Genomic DNA, 25,665 nt, shown 5'->3' with positions numbered 1-25,665 from the left:
TCGTGATCTACGCCGCGCTAGCCGCCACGCGGAATCCGGGAGACGAGATCATCATCCCAGCGCCCTACCGACCCTCGTTTCCCACCATCGTTCTGGCCAACAAAGGCACGCCCGGCAATCCCACAAAGGCCGTCCACGACCGAAGAGAGTCTGTACCAGTTGCGGAGCGGCCCGCATGAGCCATCTGCCGCTGCTTTCACAGGTCGTACAAACGCTCAAATCCTTCGGCCTGAACTACGACTTTCTGCTGGACGCCACCGAGCGCGGAGCCTTCATTCGCGGGCTGGGCGTCACCGTGGAGCTGTGCCTGCTCACCATTCCATGCAGCCTGATCGCCGGTGTGGTGCTGGCCGCGTTTCTGACATCGAACCGCCCCTGGCTAGTGAATGCCACGCGTGCGTTCATCGAAGTCACACGCAACACGCCTACGTTGGTGCAACTGTATTGCGCGTTTCTCGTGCTCAACATGCTCATCACGCAGCAACTGCGCGAATGGGGTGCGGGCAACAATCCGCTGACGCCGTTTCTGTGGGTGGTCATCGTCGTGTCGCTGCACAAGGGCGTGTTCCATGCGGAGGCACTGCGCGCCGGTATCGATGCCGTGCCGGCCACCACGTTGGAAGCCGCGCGCTCGCTGGGCATGTCGCGCGCGCAGTTGCTGCGGCGCGTGCAACTGCCGCTGGCCGTGCGCTTTGCGCTGCCGTCGCTCATCAACAATCTGGTCGATCTGGTGAAGATGACCGCCGTCGCATCCGCCATCGCTGTGGGGGACGTGACCTACGAGTCCATCATGATCTGGTCGCAACGCGACAATGTGCTGGAACTGCTGCTGCTCATCCTGATCTGGTTCGGACTGCTGACCTGGCTGGTGTCGCTCGCAGGCCGCCATCTGGAACAACGTTGGAGGATGCCCGGTTATGGCCAATGATCTCGCCCTCGCCCGCCCTCCTCATCTGGCGTGGACACCGACAGTGAGCACGCTTTCCACACGCCATGCGTGGCTGGCACTCGCCATCGCCTTGGTGGGCGTGGTGACTTGGTGGAATCTGAGCGGCACCACGCCGCTCGCCGTCAGTCATCTGTGGAAATGGCTGCCTGCCATGCTGCGCGGGATGGGCGTCAACATCGGCATCAGCGTGCTGGCCATGCTGCTCGGCACGGTCGCAGGGTTGGTGCTGGGCGCGCTCGCGCTATCACCCGTCCAACCAGTGCGCGTGCTGGTGCGCTGGTACGTGCAGATCTTCCGCAATGCGCCCACGCTGGTGCTGATCTACTTCACCACCTACGTGTTTCCGTTCGAGATTCATCTCGGCAAATTCAGCACGCCATTTCCGGACTGGGTGAAGGTCGTGCTCGGCCTTGCGCTGCCCACCAGCGCCATCGTCGCCGAGATTTTTCGCGGCGCGATCCAGTCCATTCCCAGCGCGCAATGGGAGGCCGCGCAATCGCTCGCCCTCAAGCGCACGCAGATCTTCGGTCGCATCGTGCTGCCGCAATGTCTGCGCCGCATGCTCGCGCCGTGGATGAACCTCTACGCCAGCATCACCATGAGCACTTCACTCGCATCGCTGGTGGGCGTGCACGATGTGGTGGACACCGCCCAGATCGCCAGCAACACCGTGGCACGCACAGACTTCACCATCCTCGTGTACTTTGTGCTGCTGGCCTTTTTCTTCGCTTACTGCTACCCGATTGCCCGCGCGACTCGCGCCATCGAAAGACGCCATGAACGCTACTGAATCCTTTCTCCGCATCGCCCGCGCCGACGCTGCACCCACGGCACCGCTGGTGCAACTCAAGGACGTGCATCTCTCGTTCGGCGACAACGCGGTGCTCAAGGGCATCGATGTGGAAGTGCGCCGCGGCGAGGCCGTGAGCATCATCGGTCCATCGGGCTCGGGCAAGTCCACCGTTCTGCGCTGCATCACCGGCCTGCTTCGGCCGCAACGTGGAGAAATTCTGGTGGGCGACACGCGCGTCGACACCCTGAAATCCGAGGCCGCCCTGATCGCACTGCGCAAGCGCGTGGGCTTTGTGTTCCAGCAGTTCAACCTGTTCCCGCACCTGACCGTGCTGCAGAACCTGACCATCGCGCCCACGCTGGTCGCAGGTTCCGACCGCGCAAGTGCCGAACGCGAAGCGCGTGCGCTGCTGCAGAAGGTGCGCCTTGACCACAAGGAGAACGCCTATCCCGGCGAACTGTCCGGCGGCCAGCAGCAGCGGGTGGCGATTGCACGCGCACTGGCCATGCGACCCGAGCTGATTTTGTTCGATGAAGTGACATCGGCCCTCGACCCCGAAACCGTGGGCGAGGTGCTGACCGTGATCCGCGATCTCGTGCGCGACGGCATGACCTGCGTGCTCGTCACGCACGAAATGCGATTCGCGCATGAGGTGAGCGACCGGGTCTATTTCACCGAAGCGGGCCGCATCGTGGAAAGCGGACCCGCCACCCAGATCTTCGAACACCCGCGCAGCGAACGCACACGCGAGTTTCTGCAACGCGCACTGGGCGATGTGGCACGTCCGCGATCCGCCACGTTCGACGCCAGTGCCTTTGTGCCACTGCGTTTCGACGAATTGCGCTTTGCGCTCTGACCGTTCTTTCATCTCACGCCACTCCACCTCACCTCACACCACCACCACGAGGGCCTACACCATGAGCACTACAACAGAGACTTCGATCACCACCATCACCACGGCACGCCGCGAAGCCGTGGACGCCTTCCTGAACCAGGTACGCACGCTGCTGAACGGCAAGTCGCCCGACCGCGCGGCGCTGGCTTCGGTCGCATCCGAGCTGGAGCAACTGGCCTCCCACACCGAACTCTTCAGCCGCGCCGACTTTCCACCACCCGCCGAGCATGAAGGCGTGGGCGCATCGACGCGTTACCGCCTCAATCCTGCCGATGGCGAAGAAGGTCTGGCGCTGTACCTCAACTCCATCAATCCCGGCAAGACCACAGCCCCGCACAACCACACCACCTGGGCCGTGATCGTCGCGCTCGAAGGCGAAGAACTCAACCGCGTCTACCAGCGCACCGATGACGGCCGCGATCCAACCCGCGCACAGATTCAACTCAAGCGCGAGTTCACCGTGCAGCCCGGCGCACCGATTGCCTTTCTGCCCGACGACATCCACAGCATCCATGTGGCGGGAGACTCGCCCACGCTGCACTTTCACCTGTACGGTCGTCCGCTCGAATCCCTCACGGGTCGCATCGCCATCGATCTGGAAACCGGCGCCATCAAGAACTACAACAAGGCCTACTTTGTGCCCAGCGAGGAAGTGGCATGAGCAGCGGCGCACCAAGCACATCAGGCACACCAAACACCCCGTCGTCGCACAACGAACAGGCCGGTCCATCGACCCGCCTGCTGCATGCCGGCTCGCCCCGATTGCATGGCGGATCGGGGCCGGTGAACGTCCCCATCGTCCGCACCAGCACCGTGCGCTTTGAAAACACCGCAGCGCTGCACGATCACCACCATCGCCGCGCCGATGGGGAGCGCGTCGCATCGTACGGACGCCACGGCCTCGACACCCATCGCGCGCTCGAAGACGCCGTCACCTCGCTGGAAGGCGGGCACCGCGCCTTCCTCACCCCCTCGGGCCTGTCTGCCATCACGCTGGTGCTGATCGCCTTGCTATCGCCCGGAGACCATGCGCTGGTGGCCGACAGCGTCTACTCGCCCGTGCGCCGCGTGGACAGCACGCTGCTCCAGCGCCTTGGCATCACGCTGGAATATTTCTCGCCTTCGCAAGACGATCTGGCCGCGAAGATTCGCGACAACACCCAACTCATCTATCTCGAATCGCCAAGCTCGCTGCTCTACGAAGTGCTGGACCTCCCCGCGCTCACCGCCATCGCAAGAGCACGCGGCATACCCGTCGCCACCGACAACACCTGGAGCGCAGGCTGGTTCCATCAACCGCTCAAGCTCGGCGCCAACATCTCGATTCAGGCCGCCACCAAATACATCGCAGGCCACTCCGATGTGATGCAAGGCATCGTGGTCACCGACTCGCCGCAACTCTCGGCCAGAATCGCCACCGCCTACGAAGCCCTTGGCCTCACCATCGGCGCAGACGACGCCTATCTCGCACTGCGCGGCATACGCACGCTGCCCGTGCGCCTGGCACAGCACCAACGCCACGCCACCGCCATCGCCGAGTGGCTGCAATCGCACCCCAAAGTGCAACGCGTCTTCTACCCCGCACTCCCCAGCGACCCCGGCCATGCGCTGTGGAAACGCGACTTCACCGGCGCAAGCGGTCTGATCTCCTTCGAGCTGAGCCACAGCATCAGCGCACAGGAAGCCGACGCCTTCGTCGACGCATTGCAATACTTCGCCATCGGCGCGTCATGGGGCGGCTACGAAAGCCTCGCCCTCATCGCCGCCCCGGAACGCCTTCGCGAACACAGCATCTGGACCGGCACACAACCCGTCGTCCGCCTGCACATCGGCCTCGAAGACCCAGTCGATCTGATCACCGACTTGGCGCAGGCGTTTGACCGATTGAGCGGCAGGGAGCGTCAACGTCTGGCGGCCTGAACCGTCAAAAGCACCATGAAAAATGCAGCCAGACGGCTGCATTTTTCCATTTGGGCAATCGTTCCAGTCAGCCCGAGGAATGCCCAAGGGCAAACTACAGATTGCCCACCATGTTCCCCGGCACAACCCACTGATCGAACTGCTCGCCAGTCACATGTCCGCTGGCAATCGCCGCGTCACGCAGGCTGGCGCCTTCCTTGTGCGCCTTCTTGGCGATGTAGGCGGCCTTGTCGTAGCCGATGTGGGTGTTCAGCGCCGTCACCAGCATCAGCGAGCGGTCCACCAGTTCGGCGATGCGTTCGCGATTCGGTTCGATGCCGACTGCGCAGTGTTCGTCAAAGCTCACCATGCCATCGGCGAGCAGGCGCACGCTCTGCAGGAAGTTGTGCGCAACGAGCGGACGGAAAACATTCAGTTCGAAGTTGCCCGACGCACCGCCGAAGTTGATCGCCACATCGTTGCCAAACACCTGCGCGCACAGCATCGTCATCGCCTCGCATTGCGTGGGATTGACCTTGCCGGGCATGATCGACGAGCCGGGTTCGTTCTCGGGAATCGACAACTCGCCCAGACCGCTGCGTGGGCCGCTGGCCAGCCAGCGCACGTCGTTGGCGATCTTCATCAGGCTGGCTGACAGCGTCTTGAGCGAGCCATGCGCGTGCACCAGTCCATCGCAGCTTGCAAGCGATTCGAACTTGTTCGGTGAGGTCACGAACGGGTAGCCAGTGATCTTCGCGATCTCCGCCGCCACGCCTTCCGCATAGCCCTTGGGCGCGTTCAAGCCGGTGCCGACTGCGGTGCCGCCCAGCGCCAGTTCATACAGATGCGGCAACGCAGCCTTGATGTGCTTTTCGCCATGTTCGAGCTGCGCCACCCAGCCCGAGATTTCCTGCCCCAAAGTGAGCGGTGTCGCATCCTGCAAGTGCGTGCGGCCGATCTTCACGATGTCGGCAAACGCGATGCTCTTGGCCTTGAGCGTCTTGTGCAGACGCGCGATCGCGGGCAGCAGTTTCTGCTCGATGGCCGTCACCGCTGCCACATGCATGGCGGTGGGGTATACGTCGTTGCTCGACTGGCTCTTGTTCACGTCGTCGTTGGGATGCACCAGGCGCGACTCGCCGCGCTCACCGCCCAGCAACTCGCTGGCGCGATTGGCCAGCACCTCGTTGACGTTCATGTTGGTCTGCGTGCCCGAGCCGGTCTGCCACACCACCAGCGGAAACTCATCGGGATGCTTGCCGCCGATCACTTCATCTGCCGCAGCGACAATGGCCTGGGTCTTCTTTTCGTCGAGCAGCCCGAGCTTGCTGTTGACCGTGGCCGATGCGCGCTTGACCTGCGCGAGCGCGTGGATGATTTCGGTGGGCTGGCGCTCACCGCTGATCTTGAAATTCTGGATCGAGCGCTGCGTCTGCGCGCCCCAGAGCTTGTCGGCGGGAACGTCGATCAAACCGAAAGTGTCTTTCTCCTGCCGTACAGCAGTCGTCATGGGAATACTCCTTGAGAGAACAAACAAAAGCGGTGCGCGTGGCTGGCAGTTCGTCCGAAAGGAAGCGAGTCAAGGACGCTGGCTGGAGCAAGCCGCAGGGATGGAAACCTGTCAGAACGTGGTCACGTTCTTCTATCAACATGCTAGCGCAGTCGCCAGAAACCACGATGGCGCGACAGGCTTGCGATATTCAGTTACGAAATTTGCGGCTGCAAATGACCTCAATCAGCCAATAATCCCCGCGAACCCCGCTCGCACCACAACAGCCCGAGCCATCAACGCAACGGCAGAGTCTCTTTTTTCTTTCTTCATCCACTGATCCAAGAGGAATCCGACATGAACCTGTTCCGCCCACTTTCCACTCGCTCCGTCAAGGCCGCTGCCATGCTCTTCCTTGTCGCGGGTGCCCTGCCCCTGACGGCCTCCGCCCAGGACATGCCCACCCGCAAGGCGGGCCTGTGGCAGATCACCACCAGCGGCACCACGGGCACCACCAAGAACCCCGAACAGGTGATGCAGCAGTGCGTGGACACTGCCAGCGACAAGGTGCTGCAGAAGATGGGCAGCGGCATGATGAACAACATGAAGTGTGACAAGAACGAGAACAAGAAGGACGGCGGCAAGTACATCGGCCACTCGATCTGCCAGATGGGCCCCTCGAAGCTGGAGACCAAGAGCGTCACCTCGGGTGACTTCGAGAAGGAATACACCCTGTCCGCCGACTCGACCTTCAATCCGCCGATGGCTGGAATCTCGACATCCAAATCCGTCATGGTCGCCAAGTGGATCGGCCCGTGCAAGGCCGACCAGAAGCCCGGCGACGTGATCGTCAACGGCCAGAAAATGAACCTGCTGAGCATGGCCCAGCCCCAGCAAGCGCCTCAGAAGAAGTAAGTCCGGCACGCATTCCACCGTCTGGCTGACGGGACGCAGGCACCCCGAGCGGGTGCCTTTTTGTTGTTTGACTGGCAGCGGTTACATGACAGGCACAAGGCCTCAACCATTCCGCGATGCGGCAAGCGGTCGAGTCCTCTATAAGACTTCTCGGGTTTTCCCGGCAGCGTTTGGGCGCTTCAGCGGATAATTGGCAGGTTTTCTCTGCGCTTCCCCCGGCGCGTTCCTAAAACCCTAGCAAGCTTCACGATGACCACAACCATCCGCCAGCAGGACCTGATCGACTCGATCGCAGGTGCCCTCCAGTACATCAGCTACTACCACCCCGCTGACTACATCCAGCATCTGGCCCGCGCCTATGAACGCGAGCAAAGCCCTGCGGCCAAGGATGCGATGGCGCAGATCCTGACCAACTCCAAGATGTCCGCCACCGGCCATCGTCCGATCTGCCAGGACACCGGCATCGTCAATGTGTTCCTGAAGGTCGGCATGGACGTCAAGTGGGAAGGCTTCACCGCCGGCCTCGAAGACGCCATCAACGAAGGCGTGCGCCGTGGCTACAACCACCCCGACAACACGCTGCGCGCGTCCGTCGTGGCCGATCCGCACTTCGCCCGCAAGAACACCAAGGACAACACCCCTGCCGTGATCAACGTGCAGATCGTTCCCGGCAACACCGTGGACATCACCGTGGCGGCCAAGGGCGGCGGCTCGGAGAACAAGTCCAAGATGATCATGATGAACCCCAGCGACAGCCTGGTCGACTGGGTTCTGAAGACCGTTCCCACAATGGGCGCGGGCTGGTGCCCACCGGGCATGCTCGGCATCGGCATTGGCGGCACGGCAGAAAAGGCCGTTCTGCTCGCCAAGGAAAGCCTGATGGAAGACCTGGACATGTACGAGCTGCAGGCCAAGTCGGCACGCGGCGAGAAGCTCGATCAGGTCGAAGAGCTGCGCTTGGAACTCTACGAGAAGGTCAACGCCCTCGGCATCGGCGCGCAAGGTCTGGGCGGTCTGGCAACGGTGCTGGACATCAAGATCAAGATGTACCCGACGCACGCGGCCTCCAAGCCCGTGGCGATGATCCCGAACTGCGCCGCAACCCGTCACGCGCACTTCGTGCTCGACGGCTCCGGCCCGGTGTATCTGGACGCTCCATCGCTCGACCTGTGGCCCAAGATCGACTGGGCACCGGACTACAACAAGTCCAAGAAGGTCGACCTGAACAAGCTGACCAAGGAAGAAGTCGCCAGCTGGAAGCCGGGCGACACGCTGCTCTTGAACGGCAAGATGCTGACCGGCCGCGACGCTGCACACAAGCGCATCCAGGACATGCTGGCCAAGGGCGAAAAGCTGCCCGTGGACTTCACCAACCGCGTGATCTACTACGTCGGTCCGGTTGATCCCGTGCGTGACGAAGCCGTTGGCCCAGCCGGCCCGACGACCGCCACCCGCATGGACAAGTTCACCGACATGATGCTGGAGCAGACCGGCCTCATCGCCATGATCGGCAAGGCCGAGCGCGGCCCGGTCGCCATCGAATCCATCAAGAACCACAAGAGTGCATACCTGATGGCTGTGGGCGGCGCGGCTTACCTGGTCTCCAAGGCCATCAAGCACGCCACCGTGGTGGGCTTCGAAGATCTGGGCATGGAAGCCATCTACGAATTCGACGTGGTCGACATGCCCGTGACCGTGGCCGTGGACTCCGGTGGCACCAGCGCCCACATCACCGGCCCAGCCGAGTGGAGCAAGCGCATCGCTTCGGGCGAATTCAAGGGCATCGCTGTCGCGGCTGAATAAGCCCGCACCGCGAACCCCGCGCCTGCCAAAACCGCCTTCGGGCGGTTTTCTTTTTTGCGCGCTGGCTACAACATGCAATGCATGTTTCCCCTCTACGGAGCACCTCATATTTCGTGACCTTGATCCACTTTCCAGCACCCAGTTTCGGTCCCATGCATTGACCTGAACAAGGGGTCTGCGCAAATGCTCTGAATACGATCTTTCGATCACTTTTGCCGCAGACCAACATGCTCAAAAAAATCGTCAGACTCGCGGGCTTCGCCTCCTTATCGATCATGCTGGGCGCATGCATGGTCCCCGAAAAATTCACCGCCGAGATCGACTACCAGGCCGATGCCAGCTACAGCTACAAGTTCGCCGGAACGGCCGTCGATGTGCCCGCCATCGTTCAGTTGGCCAAGCTCGGTGGACTGAACGAAAAGGCCAAGCAGGATCTCGACAACGAAGCGATCAAGATCCGCAGCAACCCCGAGGTCAAGAAGGCCGTGTACGTCGGCAACGGGCGTTTCGAGCTGCAAAGCGAAGGCAAGCGGGCGGCCACCGAATCGACGCATCTGTTCAACTTTCTGCAGATCGTCACCGACCCGAACACGGGCGTCACCACCATTGCATCGAACGCCGTCAAGGAAGGAAATCTGAAGGAGCTGTCCTCCCTCCACATCCAGCCCAACGGCACCTTGAAGATCCACCTGCCAAGCAACGCCAAGGTCCTCTCGCACAACGCGCATTCCACTCCTCTCTTCGGCAAGGGTGACTATGCGTGGAAAATTCAGGAACTGAGCGAGCGCCCGGTCATGACCGTCCGCTTCGAAAGCGCAGCGCCTGCCCCGCCCCAGCCTGAAGAGCGTCCCGTGCAAAATGCCGAGTCATGCGATGCCAGCAGCGCCGATTGCGCAACCCGCGTTGCCCCACCCGCTCCACCGCCAAGGAACCTCAGCATGCCGAACTCCCCCGCGATTCTCTGGCCCCTGTTCGCGCTGGCGGCATGGACCATGTGCATGGCCGTGAACATCGCCTGCCGCCGCGTGCGCGCCACCCTGCGCGGCGAGGCGGACATCGACCAGTTCGCATACGGTGAATCGGGCCCGCTGCCGGAGGCCCTCATCCTCGCCAACCGCAACTACATGAACCTGCTCGAACTGCCGATGCTTTTCTATGTGGTCTGCGTGCTCACCTACGTCACCGGCGTGCAGAGCACCTGGCTGGTGACCCTCGCCTGGGCCTACGTGGTGCTGCGCGTGCTGCACAGCTTTGTGCACCTGACCTACAACCATGTGCTGCATCGCTTTGCGCTGTTTGCAACCAGCAATGTGATTCTGACCCTGCAGTGGCTGCTGCTCGGCACGGCGCTCATCTCTCACACCTGATTGCGGCTTCTTTCTCCCGCGAGCCAGATGCCGCAGTACGATCTCTGTTTCGACCGCCAGCCAATGCAGTGGCGTGACCACAGAGGACCGTACGACATGCAGACCAGCTCCACCAAGCGCACCGAGCAGACGCTCGCAGCCATTCAGGACACCGGCGACGAAGGCCACCGCATTTTCACCCATGTGTATGAGCAAAGCGCCCTCGCCGCCGCGCGCGCTGCGGACGAGCGCGCGAAAAGCGGCATCACGCTCGGCCCGCTCGACGGCCGCATCGTCTCCGTCAAGGATCTGTACGACATCGCCGGTGAAGTCACCACCGCAGGCTCTGCCGTATTGAAGTCCGCAGCGCCTGCCAAGCAGGATGCGCTCATCGTGCAGCGTCTGCGCCAGGCGGGTGCAGTCATCATCGGCAAGACCAACATGACCGAGTTTGCGTTCTCGGGCATCGGCATCAATCCGCACTACGGCACGCCCGGCAATGCGCGTGATGTGACACGCATTCCTGGCGGCTCGTCCTCCGGTGCAGGTGTGGCGGTCGCGCGCGGGCTGTCGGAAATCTCGATCGGCTCCGACACCGGCGGCTCCGTGCGCATTCCCTCTGCGCTGAATGGCGTGACAGGTTTCAAACCCACCCAAAGCCGCGTGCCGCGTGACGGCGCATTTCCGCTGTCGTTCAGTCTGGACACCGTTGGCCCACTCGCCAACAACGTGCTGGATTGCGCACAGACCGACGCCGTGATGAGTGGCCAGCCACTTGGCACGCTGCCCGTGCGCGAAGTGCGCGGCCTGCGCATCGGCATTCCTCGCGGGCTGCTGTTCACCCAAACCGATGCCGCCGTGCAAGCCGCATTCGAGCAAGTGGTGGCAGCGCTGTCAAAAGCGGGCTGCCGCGTGGACGACATGCAGCTCGACGACTGGTGCAGCGCCCCTTTCAGGCTGCAGGAAAACGGCACGCTGACCGCCGCCGAAGCAGCACACATTCACGCCGAAACGCTGGCGACCCAACCCAATGAAATCGACCCGTTCGTGCTCGCACGCATCCAGCGCGGAGAGACCATTCCCGCCGCGCACTACGTCGGCCTGCAACGCGCACGCGCACAACTGCAGCAGTCACTCGATGCACGCATCGCCGACTGCGAATTGCTGATGCTTCCCACCGTGGCCATCGTTGCGCCCACCATCGAAAGCCTGTCCACCGCCGACGCGTTCAACCAAGCCAACATGCTGGTGTTGCGCAACACATCGGTGTTCAACTTCTACGACCTGCCCGCCATGTCGCTGCCGATCCGCGTCGGCACCGGACAGTTGCCCGTCGGCCTGATGGTCGTGGCACGCCGCCACCGCGACCGCGACCTGCTTGCCATGTGCGCGACATTGCAATCGCAGGTGGAGTCACTGCGCTAAATCGCGCCTTGCCTTGTCAGCACCAAGCCCGTGGCTCGCAGGAGTCACGGGCTTTTTCACGCGCGCTACAGCAGCGTTTTCACAGCGGCTTCGGGATCGAGCATGAACTCGCGCATCACCTTGAAATGCTCGGTCTCGCGGTACGCAACCTGCCGCACGCCCTCCGATGAAAACTGGTAGATGAGCGCCCCCGGGTAGGCCATCAAAATGGGCGAGTGCGTGGCAATGATGAACTGCGAGCGCTGCTTCACCAGCGCATGCATGCGCTTCAAAGCCGTGAGCTGGCGCTGCGGCGACAGGGCCGCTTCGGGTTCGTCGAGGATGTAGAGACCCAGTCCACCAAACCGTTTTTCTAGCAGGGTGATGAACGATTCCCCGTGCGACTGCTCGTGCAGCGAGTGACCACCATATGACGTGATCACAGGTGGCCCAAAGGACTCTTCCCTGTCAAGATTTTCAATTTCCGAAGCAACGTTGAAAAAGCTCTCTGCGCGCAGAAAATACCCATCGCGTGGCCGCTTGAAGCCTTTCGCGATGCGAAGGCATTGATGCAATTCCGAATGCGATGCACGTGTGGAAAATCGAAAATTGCGGCTGCCACCTTCTGGATTGAAACCCATCGCCACCGCAATCGCCTCCAGCAAAGTGGACTTCCCCGACCCGTTCTCGCCCACAAACAACGTCACCTTGGGATCGATCTTCAACCGCTCCAGATCACGAACAAACGGCAGATTGAATGGGTACGCATCCGGCGTCGGGATGCGCTCCTTGAGCACCGATAGATCAATGATGAAATCGCTGGCGAGCATTCGAAAGGCCGATCTTTGAATGTTGGATTGATGCGATGATGCACCAATCTATCTTCAGGAGCCTTGGTGACCGATCTCGTATTGCTTCCCGGTCTGGACGGAACGGCGACCATGCACGCCGATTTTCTTTCGGCCTGCACAGCATTCGAGTCGGCTGTCGCCATTGCGTACCCAACCGATCAGTTGTTGGGCTATGCCGAACTGGAGCAATGGGTCCGCGCCCAACTGCCAAGCAACAGACCGTTCGTGCTTCTGGGTGAATCCTTCTCCGGCCCCGTGGCGCTGGCCATTGCAAACAAGCCGCCCGCCAATCTTGTGGGCTTGGTTCTGTGCGCAAGCTTTTGCCAAAGCCCGCTGCCCGACCTCGCTCTGCTGACACCTGCTCTGTCCTTGCTGCCGGTTCACCATGCCCCTCGACACTTGCTGTCATGGTGGCTGTTCGGCCCTTGGACAACTCGGCAGCTCGAACAATCGCTGCAAGCGGCTCTCCGCAGTGTTTCCGCCGACCTCCTGCGATTTCGCGCGCGCACTGCATTGCGGCTGAATCACTGTGATTGCAGCCGCATCCGCGTGCCGACACTGTATCTGCGCGCGGCAAATGATCGCCTCATGCCCCGCGTGGCAGCCGAGCAGGTCGTGCGGAATATTTCGCATTGCCGCATCATCGACATTCCCGGACCCCATCTGCTGCTGCAAACCAACCCGCTGCAATCCGCGGAAGCCGTTTGTGCATTTTTCCAAAACCTACCGACATGATCCCACCCTTCTCCCAAGCCTGCGCCAACAACCAGGCACCCATTCTCGATGTGTTGAAAACCGCCTTTGCCCACAGCACCAATGTGCTGGAAATCGGCTCCGGCACAGGTCAGCACAGCGTGTTCTTTGCGCCGCGCCTGCCGCATCTGACTTGGCAGACCAGCGATCTGGAGCAGAACCATCCGGGCATTCTGGCGTGGCATGCGCAGCAGCCTGCGTCCAATCTGCGCGCACCCGTGGTGGTCGATCTGAGCGATGCCAATGCATGGCCCAGTGGAACATTCGACGCCGCATTCACCAGCAACACCACGCACATCGTGTCGTGGCCGCTGGTGGAGCGCATGGTGGAGATGGTCGGGCAACGTCTTCCCGCAGGCGGACGATTCGTGATCTACGGGCCGTTCAACTACGGCGGTGCGTTCACCAGCGACAGCAACCGCGCATTCGATGCCATGCTGCGACAACGTGATCCTCTCAGTGGCATCCGGGATTTTGAAGAGGTGGTGGCGCTCGCGCAAAAACACTCGCTGAGCCTGCTGCAAGACCATGCCATGCCGGCCAACAACCGCACGCTGGTGTTCGAGAAGCAGGCTTGAGCCGCTCGCAATCCTGGTTCACGAATCCAGACCACGGCTTCCTCTTGTCCTACGTGCTTTCGGCGTGAACGCGGCTATCGTGCGGGGATAAACGACAAGTTCGCGCAACGCAAACAAGGAACCCACGATGTCCAAGGAAGTTGTCAAATCGGCGGACGTGACCATTGAATTCGATGGCACGCGCTGCATTCATTCACGCAACTGCGTGCTCAACCGGCCCGATGTGTTCGTGCCCAATGTGGTCGGCGAGTGGATTCACCCGGAAAATGCGTCAGCCGCCGAAGTGCTGGAGATTGCGCACAACTGCCCTTCCGGCGCGATCCAGTGCAAGGCACCCAATGGCGATGCGCTGGAGAAGGCCCCGGTCGTCAATCTCGTGCATATCCGCGAGAACGGACCGCTGGCGTTTCATGCGCCGCTCGACATCAAGGGCACCGATGAAGGCTTTCGCGCCACGCTGTGCCGCTGTGGCGCATCGAAAAACAAGCCGTTCTGCGATCACACGCATGTGGCGATCGGCTTTCATGCGACTGGCGAGCCAGCGGCCAAGAAGTTCGATGCGCTGGACAAGCGCAACGGCACGCTGACCATCGACCCGACGCCCAACGGTCCACTGCATGTCACCGGCGCGCTGGAGATGGTGAGCGGCACCGGCACCACCATCAACAAGGTGACCGACGTGTGGCTGTGCCGATGCGGACATTCGCAGAACAAGCCGTATTGCGACGGCAGCCATGTGAAGGCCGGATTCACGGCAGATTGACGCACTGGCGGCATGCGACAGCAATATCACTTTCGACGCGATGCACGCGGCCTGTTGGCGTGGGACGTGCATCGCCTCGTGCGACTCGCGCGCGAGCTTCCGGTTCAACGCGTTCCGCTCAGCCAGATTCGCGAGTTGAACGAGGCCTACTGGTTCAGTGACGCGCATCCCACGACGCAGGACATCATCGACCACATGCGTCTGGTGCAAGAGGCCGATCTGGCGTATCCGATCATCCTGTGCCCGGATGGGCGTGTGATGGACGGCATGCACCGTGTTTCAAAGGCCGTGCTCAACGGAGACGCGGACGTCGCTGCCGTTCGATTGACCTCCATGCCCGAGCCAGACTATGTGAACGTCGAGCCCGACGATCTGCCCTACGACGATCCGGAAAATCTCACCTAGCCCCCTGAGCCGCTGCGGAAATGCCGCGTTCGGCGAAACTGCGAAGCATCTCGTAGATCTCGCACATCTCGTTCTCCAGACATACAGGAGCCGCATTTTGAACAACATGTCCAATGAAGAAGTCCGCTCGATCCTGAGCATCTGTCTGCTGGCGGCCTATGCCGACAACGCCAAGCACGACCGCGAGCGCGACCAGATCAAGCAGGTGGCCGATGCACTCGGTCAGCACGCGGATGTCAATCTGCCGAGCCTCTACCAGGACGTGCTGCTGCGCCGAATCCAGTTGCCCCATGTCGCCGCACAACTGAGCAATGAACAGTCCCGCCAGCTCGCCTACGAAATGGCGGTATGCGTCTGCGATGCGGACGGCCAGACCAGTGCCAAGGAAACGCAATTTCTCGCTGAACTCAAGTCCGCGCTGGGCATGAACGAAGCTTCTGCGCCCGCTGCCACTCCCGCTTCATCTGCAGCCTCTGCTGCGGCCACTGCAGGGGCTGCGGCAGCCGCCACGGTGGCGACTGCAGAAGCCGTGGAAACACACGCGCAGGTGATTGCCAACGCGCCGCTGGAAGGTGCTCTGGAACCCGTGGTGATTGGCGATCCCGTCATGCCGGGCACACAGACCGCACCGCATCCAACGGCTGCGGATTCGCTTGGCAGTGCCAATGCCGAGCGCAAACAAAGCGCGCTGTCCACGCAGGAAATGGATGCCAAAATTCTCAAGGCCTCCATCGTCAACGGCGCGATCGAACTGCTGCCGGAGAATCTGTCCACGCTCGCGATCATTCCGCTGCAGATGCGCCTTGTCTACCAGATCGGCGAGACCTACGGCTACCAGCTCGACAAGGGCCACATCAAGGATCTGCTGGCCGCGCTCGGCGTGGGTCTGACGTCGCAATACCTCGAACAAGCGGGCCGCAAACTGCTGAGCCGCGTGCTCGGCGGCGGCCTCTTCGGTGGTGTCGGTCGCCAGGCGGTGAGCAGCGGCATGAGCTTCGCGTCGACCTACGCGCTCGGCCATGTGGCCAATCAATACTACGCCGGTGGACGCACGCTCAGCACGCAGATGCTCAAGAGCACCTACGAGCACATCATGCAGGACGGTCGCGCGCTGCAGTCGCAATACGCACCGCAGATGCAGGACATGGCACGCAACCTGAACACCGCGAAAATCATGGACATGGTGCGCGGTCGCTGACTGCAAAGTTCCGGCAAAAGCAGGACAATGGCCGCTTGAATCGCACACCAGTGTAAGCCAAGCCTTTCGGGAGTTCATCCGGCCATGTCTCAACATAATTCAGCCTCGCCCGTCGGCGTGTTCGACAGCGGCATTGGTGGCCTGAGCGTTTTGCAGGAACTGCGCCGCGAACTCCCTCACGAAAATTTCGTCTACCTTGCCGATTCGGGCAATGCGCCCTACGGCGAGCGCGGCGATGACTTCGTGAAGCAGCGCACGCTGGCGATTGCGCGCTATCTGCAGGACGAGCACCATATCAAGGCGCTGGTCGTTGCCTGCAACACGGCCACGACGGCGGCTGTTGCCGAACTGCGCAGTGCATTTCCCGACCTTCCGGTGATTGGTGTCGAGCCCGCGCTCAAGCCTGCCGCCAGCAGCAGCCAGACGCATCGGGTCGGCGTGATCGCCACACGCGGTACGGTACAGAGCGCGCGCTTCGAGCAACTGCGCCAGGCGTTCTCTGACGGAACCGAGTTTCGCTCGCAACCCTGCGACGGACTGGTGCGCGCCATCGAGCGCAGCGTCGAAGAAGACGCCACGACCGGCCCCTCCATCACAGAAATCCGTCAACTCTGCGACCGCTACACCGGTGCGCTGGGCAGCTTTGGCGTGCGCACCGGAGACATCGACACGCTGGTGCTCGGCTGCACGCACTACGTGTTCATCAAGGACGAATTGCGCCAATTGATCGGGCCCGATGTGCACATCATCGACACGGGTGCACCGGTTGCACGGCAGACGCGCCGCATCCTTGTTCAGCGCAACACGCTGGCAGATGAGACTGGCGAATCAGCACCAGCGGGCGGCCTGCATCTGTACACGACGGGCCGACTGAGTGCACTGCAAGCAGCGGCTGAACGCTGGCTCCATCTCGGGCCGGAGCACTGCTCGGCATTGCCTGCCTGAGCGCATCACAAGCGCTCAGTTGCTGCCGTCCCACAGCGGATCGCCGCCGTTGTCCAGATAGGTGAGATACAGCCGTGTGTCCAGCTCGAACTGGTGGTACTCCGGCTCCATGTGCGTGCACAGTTGGTAGAAAGGCTTGTCGTGGTCTTTCTCGCGCAGATGCGCCAGTTCATGCACGACGATCATGCGCAGAAACTCTTCCGGTCCCTGGCGAAAAAACGAGGCCACACGAATCTCATGCTTGGCCGCGAGCTTTCCGCCCTGCACACGCGACATGCTGGTGTGCAGACCGAGCGCATGACGCACCACATGGATCTTGTTGTCGAACAGCACCTTGTTGATCGTGCCTGCATTGCGCAGATAGCGCTGCTTGTACTCCTGCGTGAAGTCGTAGAGCGCCTTGTCGCTGCGCACCTGGTGCGCGCTGCGGTACTTGCGCGCCAGCAGATCGCCCAGCTTGCCCTGATCGAGCAAGGCACGCGCCTGCCCCTTGAGCGTGGGCGAATAGCCACCCAGATAAGGCAGATCGGTGTTGGCGAGCAAAGGATTGGCGTTCGAGGCCATGGTTGCAGCAGGCAATCAGATCAAAGCCCGCTCGGCGCGAACCGGCGGGCTTTGGAAAAGCAAAAAACGAAGATGATGATCAGTGCAGGTGACGCGGACGACGACCACCGCCGCCATGACCACCGCTGCCCGAACCGCCTGCTCCGCGCGGAGGCTTGCCGATTTCGAGCGAGTTCACCAGATCATCGAAACGCTGATTGAACAGCTTGTCGATCTCACCCACCACACCAGCCAGCTCGGAGGCGTCGAAGTGGCGCTCCATCATGTTGATGACATCCTGCACCAGCAGATCGCGCTGCACCTGCATGATGGCCGCAGGCGTCGGGCCAACGAACAGCATCACGAAGTCGTCGCGGGCTTCCGCGCCTTCCGGTGGCTCGTCGCCGTCTTCATCATCGAACTCGGCATCGTAGAACGTCACCTCGATGGCAGCGCCCTGCTCGGCCAGTTCGTTCAGGCCCATGCACATTTCGTCGAGCGACTGACGGAAATCCTCGTCGCCACGCACGGTCCAGCACATCTGGAGCACATGCGCCTTGGGATCGAACTGGATACCAGGTTCTTCTTCGTAAGCGCTTGCGGCACCAGCAGCCAGAGAGCGGGCGCCAGCGTACTTCCACAAGGGAGTCAGAGCTTCCTGCAGCTGATCGAAATCGACATCGCTGCGCAACTGCACCTGACCGTGGACATGGATTTCGAAGGGTGCGTTGTAGTTTGACATATTGAACGGATTCATTACTGGTGCCTCGAGCCGGGGTCGAACCGGCACGCCCCTTTTACGGAAGCGGCGGATTTTAAGTCCGCAGTGTCTACCAATTTCACCATCGAGGCGCCTGATGCACAAGGAGGTCAGCTTACCGCATTGCGCGGGGCTTGGGTCCAAGTACCAGACTCTAGTGTCTAGATCGGTATGACGCGTTCATCGATGTTGCACGCGCCTCAACAACAAAAAAGGGAAGCCTTTTGGGCTTCCCTTTGGGATTTGGAGCGGGAAAACGGGTTCGAACCGTCGACCTATACCTTGGCAAGGTATCGCTCTACCAACTGAGCTATTCCCGCATTTTCTTCAATCCTTGCGAACCGAAGACTTCAATTCTATCACTTTTATCGCCTTCATGCGGCTCAGATAACTCTGAAACGCACCTCCAGCAACGCTGGCCTTCTGCATCTCTGCACCAGACCAGAAAATCTGGAGCGGGAAAACGGGTTCGAACCGTCGACCTATACCTTGGCAAGGTATCGCTCTACCAACTGAGCTATTCCCGCATTTTGCCTCGCTTCATCAGCGAAGACTTGAATTCTACAACGAAAATTTCGTCATCCAGAGAAGTTGTCAAATTTTCTTCAACAACCTCCGAAACCCGCGTTTGACAGTGCCTGTGACGGCTTTCTGCACCAGTGCGTCCAAACACAACTCTTGAAAAACAAAGCCCTGCAAGTCGATTGCCTGCAGGGCTTGAAGCTGTCTTGGAGGCGCGAACCAGAGTCGAACTGGTCTAACCGGATTTGCAATCCGGGGCATAACCGATTTGCTATCGCGCCTTGATCTCTTCAAACAGCTGCCTGATCCACCGATCAAACTGCCATTATCTGGAGCGGGAAAACGGGCTCGAACCGTCGACCTATACCTTGGCAAGGTATCGCTCTACCAACTGAGCTATTCCCGCGAATTTCTTGAAGCCTCACAGTATACACTGTGTTTGCTGCGTTGAACGAATTGTATCCTAGATTTCCGAGCCGTCAGCCAAAAGCACGCCAATTTTCAAAAAAATCTGCACCGAAGTGGCAAAGAAGGCCATCACGACCTCCTCCACCGCTCAGCGCAGGTTTCTTTCAATTTCAAGCGCGATCAGTGCTTGACCGAGCCTGCATCCGCCGCAGGTGCAGCAGGTGCCGCCGGAGCAGCAGCCGCTGCCGCATTGGCTGCAGCTATCTCTTCATCGGTCAGCGGAACCGGCTGGCGAACCAGCGCCACTTCCAGCACCTTGTCGATCCACTTGACCGGCACGATCTCCAGACCGCTCTTCACGTTGTCCGGAATCTCCTGCAGATCCTTGACGTTCTCTTCAGGGATCAGCACCGTCTTGATGCCACCGCGCAGTGCGGCCAACAGCTTTTCCTTCAGACCACCGATGGCAGTGACTTCACCACGCAGGGTGATTTCACCCGTCATGGCGACATCTGCGCGCACTGGAATGCCCGTGAGAGCCGACACCATGGCCGTCGTCATCGCTGCACCCGCGCTCGGACCGTCCTTGGGCGTGGCACCGTCCGGCACATGGATGTGAATGTCGCGCTTCTCGAACACCTGATCCTTGATGCCCAGACGATGGGCACGGCTGCGCACCACGGTGCGAGCGGCCTCGACGGATTCCTTCATCACGTCTCCCAGCGAACCGGTGCGCGTGACGCCGCCCTTGCCGGGCATGGTCGCGACTTCGATGGTCAGCAGATCGCCGCCCACTTCCGTCCACGCCAGACCAACGACCTGACCGACCTGGTCTTCCTTCTCGGCATGGCCATAGGTGAACTTGCGCACACCCAGGTACTCGGCCAGATTGTCGCCCGTCACCTTGACCTGCGGAGTCACCTGCTTGAGCAGCAACTGCTTGACCACCTTGCGGCAGACCTTGGAGATCTCGCGCTCCAGCGAACGCACACCCGCTTCGCGTGTGTAGTAGCGCACGATGTCGCGCACGGCGCTTTCCTGCACTTCGAGTTCTTCAGTCTTCAGACCGTTGTTCTGCATCTGCTTGGGCAGCAGATACTTCATCGCGATGTTGGTCTTCTCGTCTTCCGTGTAACCGGCAAGGCGGATGACTTCCATGCGATCGAGCAGCGCGGGCGGAATGTTCATCGAATTGGACGTCGCCACGAACATCACGTCCGACAGATCGAAGTCCACTTCCACATAGTGATCGCCGAACTTGTTGTTCTGCTCGGGGTCGAGCACTTCCAACAGGGCCGACGACGGATCGCCACGGAAATCCATGCCCAGCTTGTCGATTTCGTCGAGCAGGAACAGCGGATTGCGCGTGCCGGCCTTGTTCAGGCTCTGCAGCACCTTGCCCGGCATCGCGCCGATGTAGGTGCGGCGATGACCGCGAATCTCGGCTTCGTCACGCATGCCACCGAGCGCCATGCGCACGTACTTGCGACCCGTGGCCTTGGCGATCGACTGGCCGAGCGAGGTCTTGCCCACGCCTGGTGGGCCGACAAGGCAGAGAATCGGTGCCTTGACCTTGTCCACGCGTTGCTGCACAGCAAGATACTCAAGAATGCGGTCCTTGACTTTTTCGAGGCCGTAGTGGTCCTCGTTCAGCACGTCTTCCGCGAATTGCAGGTCGTGCTTGATCTTGGTCTTCTTGCTCCACGGCAGGCCGGTAAGCACGTCGATGTAGTTGCGCACCACGGTCGCTTCGGCGGACATGGGCGACATGAGCTTGAGCTTTTTCAGCTCGCCCTCGGCCTTCTTGCGCGCCTCTTGAGGCATGCGAGCGGCCTTGATCTTCTTCTCGATCTCCTCGATGTCAGCACCTTCTTCGCCTTCACCGAGTTCCTTCTGGATGGCCTTGACCTGCTCGTTCAGATAGAAGTCGCGCTGGTTCTTTTCCATCTGGCGCTTGACGCGGCCACGGATGCGCTTGTCGACGTTCAGGATGTCGACTTCGCGTTCAAGCTGTTCAAACAGGTTTTCGAGGCGCCCCTTCACATCGGCCATGTCGAGCACGAGCTGCTTGTTCTCGAGCTTGAGCGGTAGATGCGCGGCGATGGTGTCAGCCAGACGACCGGCATCGTCGATGCTGGAGATCGACGTGAGGATCTCCGAAGGAATCTTCTTGTTGAGCTTGACGTACTGGTCAAACTGCTGCATCACGGCACGGCGCAGGGCCTCGATCTCGCTCGACTTCGGATCGTCCACGGTGGGCGTTTCCATCGGCGTGACGCTCGCGAGGAAATGGGTTTCCGCGTCGTTGATCGATTCCACCTTGGCGCGCTGCTGGCCCTCGACCAGCACCTTCACGGTACCGTCGGGCAGCTTCAGCATCTGCAGGATGGTGGATACGCAGCCGACCTCGAACATGTCTTCGACGGAAGGCTCGTCCTTGGCGGCGGTTTTCTGCGCGACCAGCATGATGCGGCGATCCGCATCCATGGCCAATTCCAGCGCCTTGATGCTCTTGGGGCGACCCACGAACAATGGAATGACCATGTGCGGGAACACCACGACATCCCGAAGCGGGAGCAGCGGCAGATCAATGGGGGTTGCGGGCAATGGAGTGTTTCCGGACATTCAAAATCCTTTAATAGCACCCTGGAGTTGAGGCCGCGGGTCAATTTTTCAACCCACCGTGCCACAAGGGTCACGGTGGATTACGGTCTCTGACTGCGCTTGCCAACGGGGCGACAGTCAAATCAAACGTCTTGCCGAAAGAAACGTCCTGGGTCAGGCCGTCTTGGCGGCTTCGCGGTACACGAGCAGCGGAGACTGGTCTTCTTCGATGGTGGATTCGTCCACAACGACTTTTTCCACGTTGTCGGTGGTCGGCAGATCGAACATGGTGCCGATCAGCGCCTGCTCCATGATCGAACGCAGACCGCGAGCGCCGGTCTTGCGGGCCAGCGCCTTGCGGGCAATCGCCTTGAGCGCGGCGGGGCGGATTTCGAGGTCCACGCCTTCCATCGCCAGCAGCTTGCTGTACTGCTTGACCAGCGCGTTCTTGGGCTCGGTCAGGATCTGCACCAGCGCGTCTTCGCTCAGTTCAGCCAGCGACGTGACGACGGGCATACGGCCGACCAGCTCGGGAATCAGACCGAACTTGATCAGATCTTCGGGCTCGATTTCCTGGAACACCTCGGAGACCGAACGCTGCTTCTTGCTCTTGACCGTCGCGCCGAAGCCGATGCCGGACGCTTCCGTGCGGTTCTCGATCACCTTCTCGAGACCGGCGAACGCACCGCCACAGATGAACAGGATGTTGGTCGTGTCGATCTGCAGGAAGTCCTGGTTCGGGTGCTTGCGGCCGCCTTGCGGTGGAACGCTCGCCATCGTGCCTTCGATGAGCTTGAGCAGCGCCTGCTGCACACCCTCGCCCGACACGTCGCGGGTGATGCTGGGGTTGTCCGACTTGCGCGAGATCTTGTCGATTTCGTCGATGTAGACGATGCCGCGCTGAGCGCGCTCCACATCGTAGTTGCAGCTTTGCAGCAGCTTCTGGACGATGTTCTCGACGTCTTCACCCACATACCCTGCTTCGGTCAGCGTGGTGGCATCGGCCATCACGAACGGAACGTCGAGCTGGCGTGCGAGCGTTTGTGCAAGCAGCGTCTTGCCGGAGCCGGTCGGGCCGATCAGCAGGATATTGCTCTTGGCGAGCTCGATGTCATCCTTGCCGGCGCGGTCCTTGTGACGCAGACGCTTGTAGTGGTTGTAGACGGCCACGGCGAGCGTGCGCTTGGCCTTCTCCTGACCAATCACGTAATTGTCGAGATTGGACTTGATTTCTGCGGGCGCAGGCAGATCGCCGCGACCTTCGCGAGCGTTGTCGCTCGCCTGCGGTTCGTCACGGATGATCTCGTTGCACAGATCAATGCACTCGTCGCAAATAAACACAGACGGACCGGCGATCAACTTCTTCACCTCGTGCTGGCTTTTGCCGCAGAAGGTGCAATAGAGGTTTTTTTCGCTGGAAGAGCCTTTTTTCTCGGCCATGGAAACAATGCCTTATGACAAGGAACGTAGTCTGATGATAACGAAATAAAAAACGGCGCTTCACCTGATGCCTTTTATGGGTTTTCTTGCGGCAAAAAACCGGTCGAAATCACCATTCTTGACAGTGGCATCAGAGAAAGCGCCATGCCTTGCGTGACTGCGGCACCACAGTGGGCGCCTACATCCATCAAGGACGCTTGGAGATGACCTCGTCCACGAGGCCATATTCCTTGGCTTCCGGAGCCGTCATGAAGTAGTCGCGCTCGGTGTCGGCCTTGACCTTTTCATAGGGCTGACCGGTGCGCTCCGCCAGAATGCGGTTCATCTGTTCCTTGGTGCGAAGAATGTCGCGCGCATGGATTTCGATGTCGGTTGCCTGACCGCGAGCGCCACCCAGAACCTGGTGGATCATGATCTTGGAGTTGGGCAGCGAGAAACGCTTGCCCTTGGCACCGGCCGCCAACAGGAAGGCACCCATGCTCGCCGCGAAGCCGCAGCACAGCGTGGACACGTCGGGCTTGATGAACTGCATGGTGTCGTAGATCGCCATGCCGGCCGTCACACTGCCGCCGGGGGAGTTGATGTAGAACGAAATGTCCTTGTCGGGATTTTCGCTCTCGAGGAACAGCAACTGCGCCACGACGAGGTTGGCGGTCTGGTCGTTGACCTCGCCCACCAGGAAAATCACGCGCTCCTTGAGCAGACGCGAGTAGATGTCGTAGGAACGCTCGCCACGACCCGACTGCTCGATGACCATGGGAACCATGCCCAAGGCCTGTGTTTCCAGTGCACTCATGTATTACTCCAGAGAGATACCGTACGAAATTTGTACAAACCGTCCCGAATCGGCAGGCGGAGAGCTCCTTGGAACTCGGCCAACACACCACCCATTCAGGTCACCAGAAATGAAATGGGGCTTGCACAGCAAAGTACAAGCCCCATTCATGGCTTTGACTCACCAACCATCATAGCGGCAAGTCAGGCACGTCCTGAAAGAATCAGGCCTGAGCGCCCATCAGATCGTCGAAGGAGATCGCCTTGTCGTTGACCTTGGCCTTTTCCAGCACGAAGTTGGTCACGTTGTTTTCGATCACAACGGCTTCCACATCGGCCAGACGGTTGCGGTCGCTGAAGTACCAACGCACCACGTCTTCTGGCTTCTCATAGGAAGCAGCCAGCTCGTCGATGTGCGCCTTCAGTTGTTCAGGAGTGGCTTCCAGCTTGTTGGCCTTGACCAGCTCGGCCACCACCAGACCCAGACGCACGCGGCGCTCGGCTTGTGGGCGGAACACGTCTTCAGGGATTTCCGCCTTGTCGGCATCCTTGATGCCGCGTTGCTTCAGATCGGCAACAGCGCTGTCGCGCAGACGGCCGATTTCAGCTTGCACGGAAGCGTTGGGCAGTTCCAGCTCGGCCTTGGACACCAGAGCGTCCATCACGGCTTGCTTGTTGCGAGCCTGCAGGCGGAACTTCACTTCGCGCTCGAGGTTGGTGCGGATGTCGCCACGCAGGCCGTCCACAGTACCGTCGGCGATGCCCAGAGACTTGGCGAACTGTTCGTTCACTTCAGGCAGGTGGGCGGCTTCGATCTTGTTGACGGTCACCAGGAAGTCGGCGGTCTTGCCGGCCACTTCCTTGCCGTGGTAGTCCTCTGGGAAAGCCAGTGGGAAAGTCTTGCTTTCGCCAGCCTTCAGGCCACGCACTGCGTCTTCGAATTCCTTGAGCATCTGGCCTTCGCCGACCAGGAACTGGAACTCTTCAGCCTTGCCGCCAGCGAAAGTCTCGCCGTCGATCTTGCCTTCGAAGTCCACGGTCACGCGGTCGCCGTCTTCAGCACCAGCGTCCTTGGCACGTTGTGCGAAGGTGCGGCGTTGCTTGCGCAGGATGTCCAGCGTCTTGTCGATGGCGGCGTCGTTCACTTCGGCGGAAACCTTTTCCACTTCGGCGGAAGCCAGATCACCGATCTTCACTTCGGGGAACACTTCGAACACGGCGTCGAACGACACTTCGCCTTCAGGAGCGCCATCTTTTTCAGTGATGCGGGGCTGGCCAGCAACACGCAGGTTGGCTTCATTGGCGGCTTGAGCGAAAGCTTCGCCAACCTTGTCGTTCATCACTTCGTACTGAACGGAATAGCCATAACGCTGGGCCACAACGCTCATCGGCACCTTGCCTGGACGGAAGCCGTCCATCTTCACGGTGCGAGCCAGGCGCTTCAGACGCGAGTCAACTTCGCTCTGAATCGAGGCAACGGGCAGGCTCAGCGTGATTTTGCGCTCGAGCTTTTCAAGATTTTCAACTGTTACGGCCATGGTAGTTCCTAGTATCAGGGCTGTGGACCGAGCCGACTGCAGTGCAAGCAGTCTGCACCGTGTTCCGCCAAAGTCTCACGTGTCTCGTGC

Annotated in this window: 24 protein-coding genes, 5 tRNA genes and 1 pseudogene; 17 read left to right on the top strand and 13 right to left on the bottom strand. The window is 60.7% G+C overall.

Annotated features, from left to right (window positions below):
- Positions 1-2 precede the first annotated feature (2 nt).
- From G7048_RS28785 to metC, 6 genes and pseudogenes are all read left to right on the top strand, one after another.
- Positions 3-113 (top strand): annotated as a pseudogene (locus tag G7048_RS28785) (aspartate transaminase); the annotation flags it as partial.
- 62 nt (positions 114-175) lie between these two features.
- On the top strand, positions 176-928 hold the full coding sequence (locus G7048_RS19035; protein ID WP_166069650.1) for an amino acid ABC transporter permease: 753 nt from the start codon (positions 176-178) through the stop codon (positions 926-928).
- A complete protein-coding gene (locus G7048_RS19030; protein WP_166069649.1) occupies positions 918-1,739 on the top strand; it encodes an amino acid ABC transporter permease in 822 nt (273 codons plus the stop codon). Before G7048_RS19035 ends, G7048_RS19030 begins: the two co-directional genes overlap by 11 nt.
- Positions 1,726-2,598, top strand: coding sequence for an amino acid ABC transporter ATP-binding protein (locus tag G7048_RS19025; RefSeq protein ID WP_166069648.1), 873 nt, complete (start codon positions 1,726-1,728; stop codon positions 2,596-2,598). The genes G7048_RS19030 and G7048_RS19025 overlap by 14 nt, the downstream gene beginning before the upstream one ends.
- A 61-nt stretch (positions 2,599-2,659) precedes the next feature.
- Positions 2,660-3,298, top strand: a complete 639-nt coding sequence (locus G7048_RS19020) for a cysteine dioxygenase family protein (protein WP_166069647.1) — start codon at positions 2,660-2,662, stop codon at positions 3,296-3,298.
- Positions 3,295-4,557, top strand: coding sequence for a cystathionine beta-lyase (metC, locus tag G7048_RS19015; protein ID WP_166069646.1), 1,263 nt, complete (start codon positions 3,295-3,297; stop codon positions 4,555-4,557). Before G7048_RS19020 ends, metC begins: the two co-directional genes overlap by 4 nt.
- Positions 4,558-4,651: 94 nt before the next feature.
- On the opposite strand, the gene fumC is transcribed toward metC, so the two are convergent.
- Positions 4,652-6,046, bottom strand: coding sequence for a class II fumarate hydratase (gene fumC / locus G7048_RS19010; protein WP_166069645.1), 1,395 nt, complete (start codon positions 6,044-6,046; stop codon positions 4,652-4,654).
- On the opposite strand from fumC, the gene G7048_RS19005 reads away from it, so the two are divergent.
- The 5 genes from G7048_RS19005 (at position 6,045) to G7048_RS18985 (ending at position 11,514) form a co-directional block, all read left to right on the top strand.
- Complete coding sequence (locus G7048_RS19005; RefSeq protein WP_166069644.1) at positions 6,045-6,365, top strand: hypothetical protein; 321 nt, start codon at positions 6,045-6,047, stop codon at positions 6,363-6,365. The genes fumC and G7048_RS19005 overlap by 2 nt on opposite strands.
- A gap of 17 nt (positions 6,366-6,382) precedes the next feature.
- Positions 6,383-6,940 (top strand): DUF3617 family protein, encoded by a 558-nt coding sequence (locus tag G7048_RS19000; protein ID WP_166069643.1) that lies wholly within the window; start codon positions 6,383-6,385, stop codon positions 6,938-6,940.
- Positions 6,941-7,189: 249 nt separating this feature from the next.
- The gene (locus G7048_RS18995) at positions 7,190-8,743 is read left to right on the top strand and encodes a fumarate hydratase (protein ID WP_166069642.1); all 1,554 of its coding nucleotides are present in this window, start codon (positions 7,190-7,192) and stop codon (positions 8,741-8,743) included.
- 227 nt (positions 8,744-8,970) lie between these two features.
- Positions 8,971-10,110, top strand: a complete 1,140-nt coding sequence (locus G7048_RS28530; RefSeq protein ID WP_240933036.1) for an MAPEG family protein — start codon at positions 8,971-8,973, stop codon at positions 10,108-10,110.
- A 96-nt stretch (positions 10,111-10,206) separates the two neighbouring features.
- A complete protein-coding gene (locus tag G7048_RS18985; protein ID WP_166069641.1) occupies positions 10,207-11,514 on the top strand; it encodes an amidase in 1,308 nt (435 codons plus the stop codon).
- 65 nt (positions 11,515-11,579) lie between these two features.
- Here the strand turns inward: G7048_RS18985 and G7048_RS18980 are convergent, their stop codons facing one another.
- Entirely contained in the window at positions 11,580-12,323 is a 744-nt protein-coding gene (locus G7048_RS18980) for an AAA family ATPase (RefSeq protein ID WP_166069640.1), read from the bottom strand.
- Positions 12,324-12,389: 66 nt separating this feature from the next.
- On the opposite strand from G7048_RS18980, the gene G7048_RS18975 reads away from it, so the two are divergent.
- The 6 genes from G7048_RS18975 to murI all read left to right on the top strand — a co-directional run bounded on the left by G7048_RS18975 (position 12,390) and on the right by murI (position 16,986).
- Positions 12,390-13,079 carry an alpha/beta fold hydrolase gene (locus tag G7048_RS18975; protein ID WP_166069639.1) on the top strand — a complete coding sequence of 230 codons (690 nt, stop codon included), beginning with the start codon at positions 12,390-12,392 and terminating at the stop codon, positions 13,077-13,079.
- On the top strand, positions 13,076-13,675 hold the full coding sequence (locus G7048_RS18970; protein ID WP_166069638.1) for a DUF938 domain-containing protein: 600 nt from the start codon (positions 13,076-13,078) through the stop codon (positions 13,673-13,675). The genes G7048_RS18975 and G7048_RS18970 overlap by 4 nt, the downstream gene beginning before the upstream one ends.
- A gap of 127 nt (positions 13,676-13,802) precedes the next feature.
- On the top strand, positions 13,803-14,438 hold the full coding sequence (locus G7048_RS28525; RefSeq protein WP_166069636.1) for a CDGSH iron-sulfur domain-containing protein: 636 nt from the start codon (positions 13,803-13,805) through the stop codon (positions 14,436-14,438).
- Positions 14,439-14,450: 12 nt separating this feature from the next.
- Positions 14,451-14,843: a hypothetical protein gene (locus G7048_RS18960; RefSeq protein WP_166069635.1), complete on the top strand. Its 393-nt coding sequence runs from the start codon at positions 14,451-14,453 to the stop codon at positions 14,841-14,843.
- 106 nt (positions 14,844-14,949) lie between these two features.
- Positions 14,950-16,041, top strand: a complete 1,092-nt coding sequence (locus tag G7048_RS18955; RefSeq protein ID WP_166069634.1) for a TerB family tellurite resistance protein — start codon at positions 14,950-14,952, stop codon at positions 16,039-16,041.
- A gap of 84 nt (positions 16,042-16,125) precedes the next feature.
- Positions 16,126-16,986, top strand: coding sequence for a glutamate racemase (murI, locus tag G7048_RS18950; RefSeq protein WP_166069633.1), 861 nt, complete (start codon positions 16,126-16,128; stop codon positions 16,984-16,986).
- Positions 16,987-17,001: 15 nt separating this feature from the next.
- Here murI and G7048_RS18945 read toward each other — a convergent pair whose 3' ends face one another.
- From G7048_RS18945 to tig, 11 genes are all read right to left on the bottom strand, one after another.
- Complete coding sequence (locus G7048_RS18945) at positions 17,002-17,550, bottom strand: M48 family metallopeptidase (protein ID WP_166069632.1); 549 nt, start codon at positions 17,548-17,550, stop codon at positions 17,002-17,004.
- Between the two features lie 79 nt (positions 17,551-17,629).
- A complete protein-coding gene (locus G7048_RS18940; protein WP_166069631.1) occupies positions 17,630-18,271 on the bottom strand; it encodes a DUF6806 family protein in 642 nt (213 codons plus the stop codon).
- A gap of 18 nt (positions 18,272-18,289) precedes the next feature.
- Positions 18,290-18,381 (bottom strand) — tRNA-Leu (locus G7048_RS18935).
- Positions 18,382-18,533: 152 nt separating this feature from the next.
- Positions 18,534-18,609 (bottom strand) — tRNA-Gly (locus G7048_RS18930).
- Between the two features lie 131 nt (positions 18,610-18,740).
- Positions 18,741-18,816, bottom strand: a tRNA-Gly gene (locus G7048_RS18925).
- Between the two features lie 202 nt (positions 18,817-19,018).
- A tRNA-Cys gene (locus tag G7048_RS18920) sits at positions 19,019-19,092 on the bottom strand.
- A gap of 49 nt (positions 19,093-19,141) precedes the next feature.
- Positions 19,142-19,217, bottom strand: a tRNA-Gly gene (locus G7048_RS18915).
- A gap of 182 nt (positions 19,218-19,399) precedes the next feature.
- Complete coding sequence (gene lon, locus G7048_RS18910) at positions 19,400-21,844, bottom strand: endopeptidase La (protein ID WP_166069630.1); 2,445 nt, start codon at positions 21,842-21,844, stop codon at positions 19,400-19,402.
- Between the two features lie 153 nt (positions 21,845-21,997).
- Complete coding sequence (gene clpX, locus G7048_RS18905) at positions 21,998-23,263, bottom strand: ATP-dependent Clp protease ATP-binding subunit ClpX (protein ID WP_166069629.1); 1,266 nt, start codon at positions 23,261-23,263, stop codon at positions 21,998-22,000.
- 187 nt (positions 23,264-23,450) lie between these two features.
- Positions 23,451-24,059, bottom strand: a complete 609-nt coding sequence (gene clpP, locus G7048_RS18900; protein ID WP_166069628.1) for an ATP-dependent Clp endopeptidase proteolytic subunit ClpP — start codon at positions 24,057-24,059, stop codon at positions 23,451-23,453.
- A gap of 202 nt (positions 24,060-24,261) precedes the next feature.
- On the bottom strand, positions 24,262-25,575 hold the full coding sequence (gene tig, locus G7048_RS18895; protein WP_166069627.1) for a trigger factor: 1,314 nt from the start codon (positions 25,573-25,575) through the stop codon (positions 24,262-24,264).
- Between the last annotated feature and the right edge of the window lie 90 nt (positions 25,576-25,665).

The sequence above is a fragment of the Diaphorobacter sp. HDW4B genome (assembly GCF_011305535.1).
Classification (GTDB): domain Bacteria; phylum Pseudomonadota; class Gammaproteobacteria; order Burkholderiales; family Burkholderiaceae_C; genus Diaphorobacter_A.
This window is presented reverse-complemented; position numbering and strand designations above follow the sequence as displayed.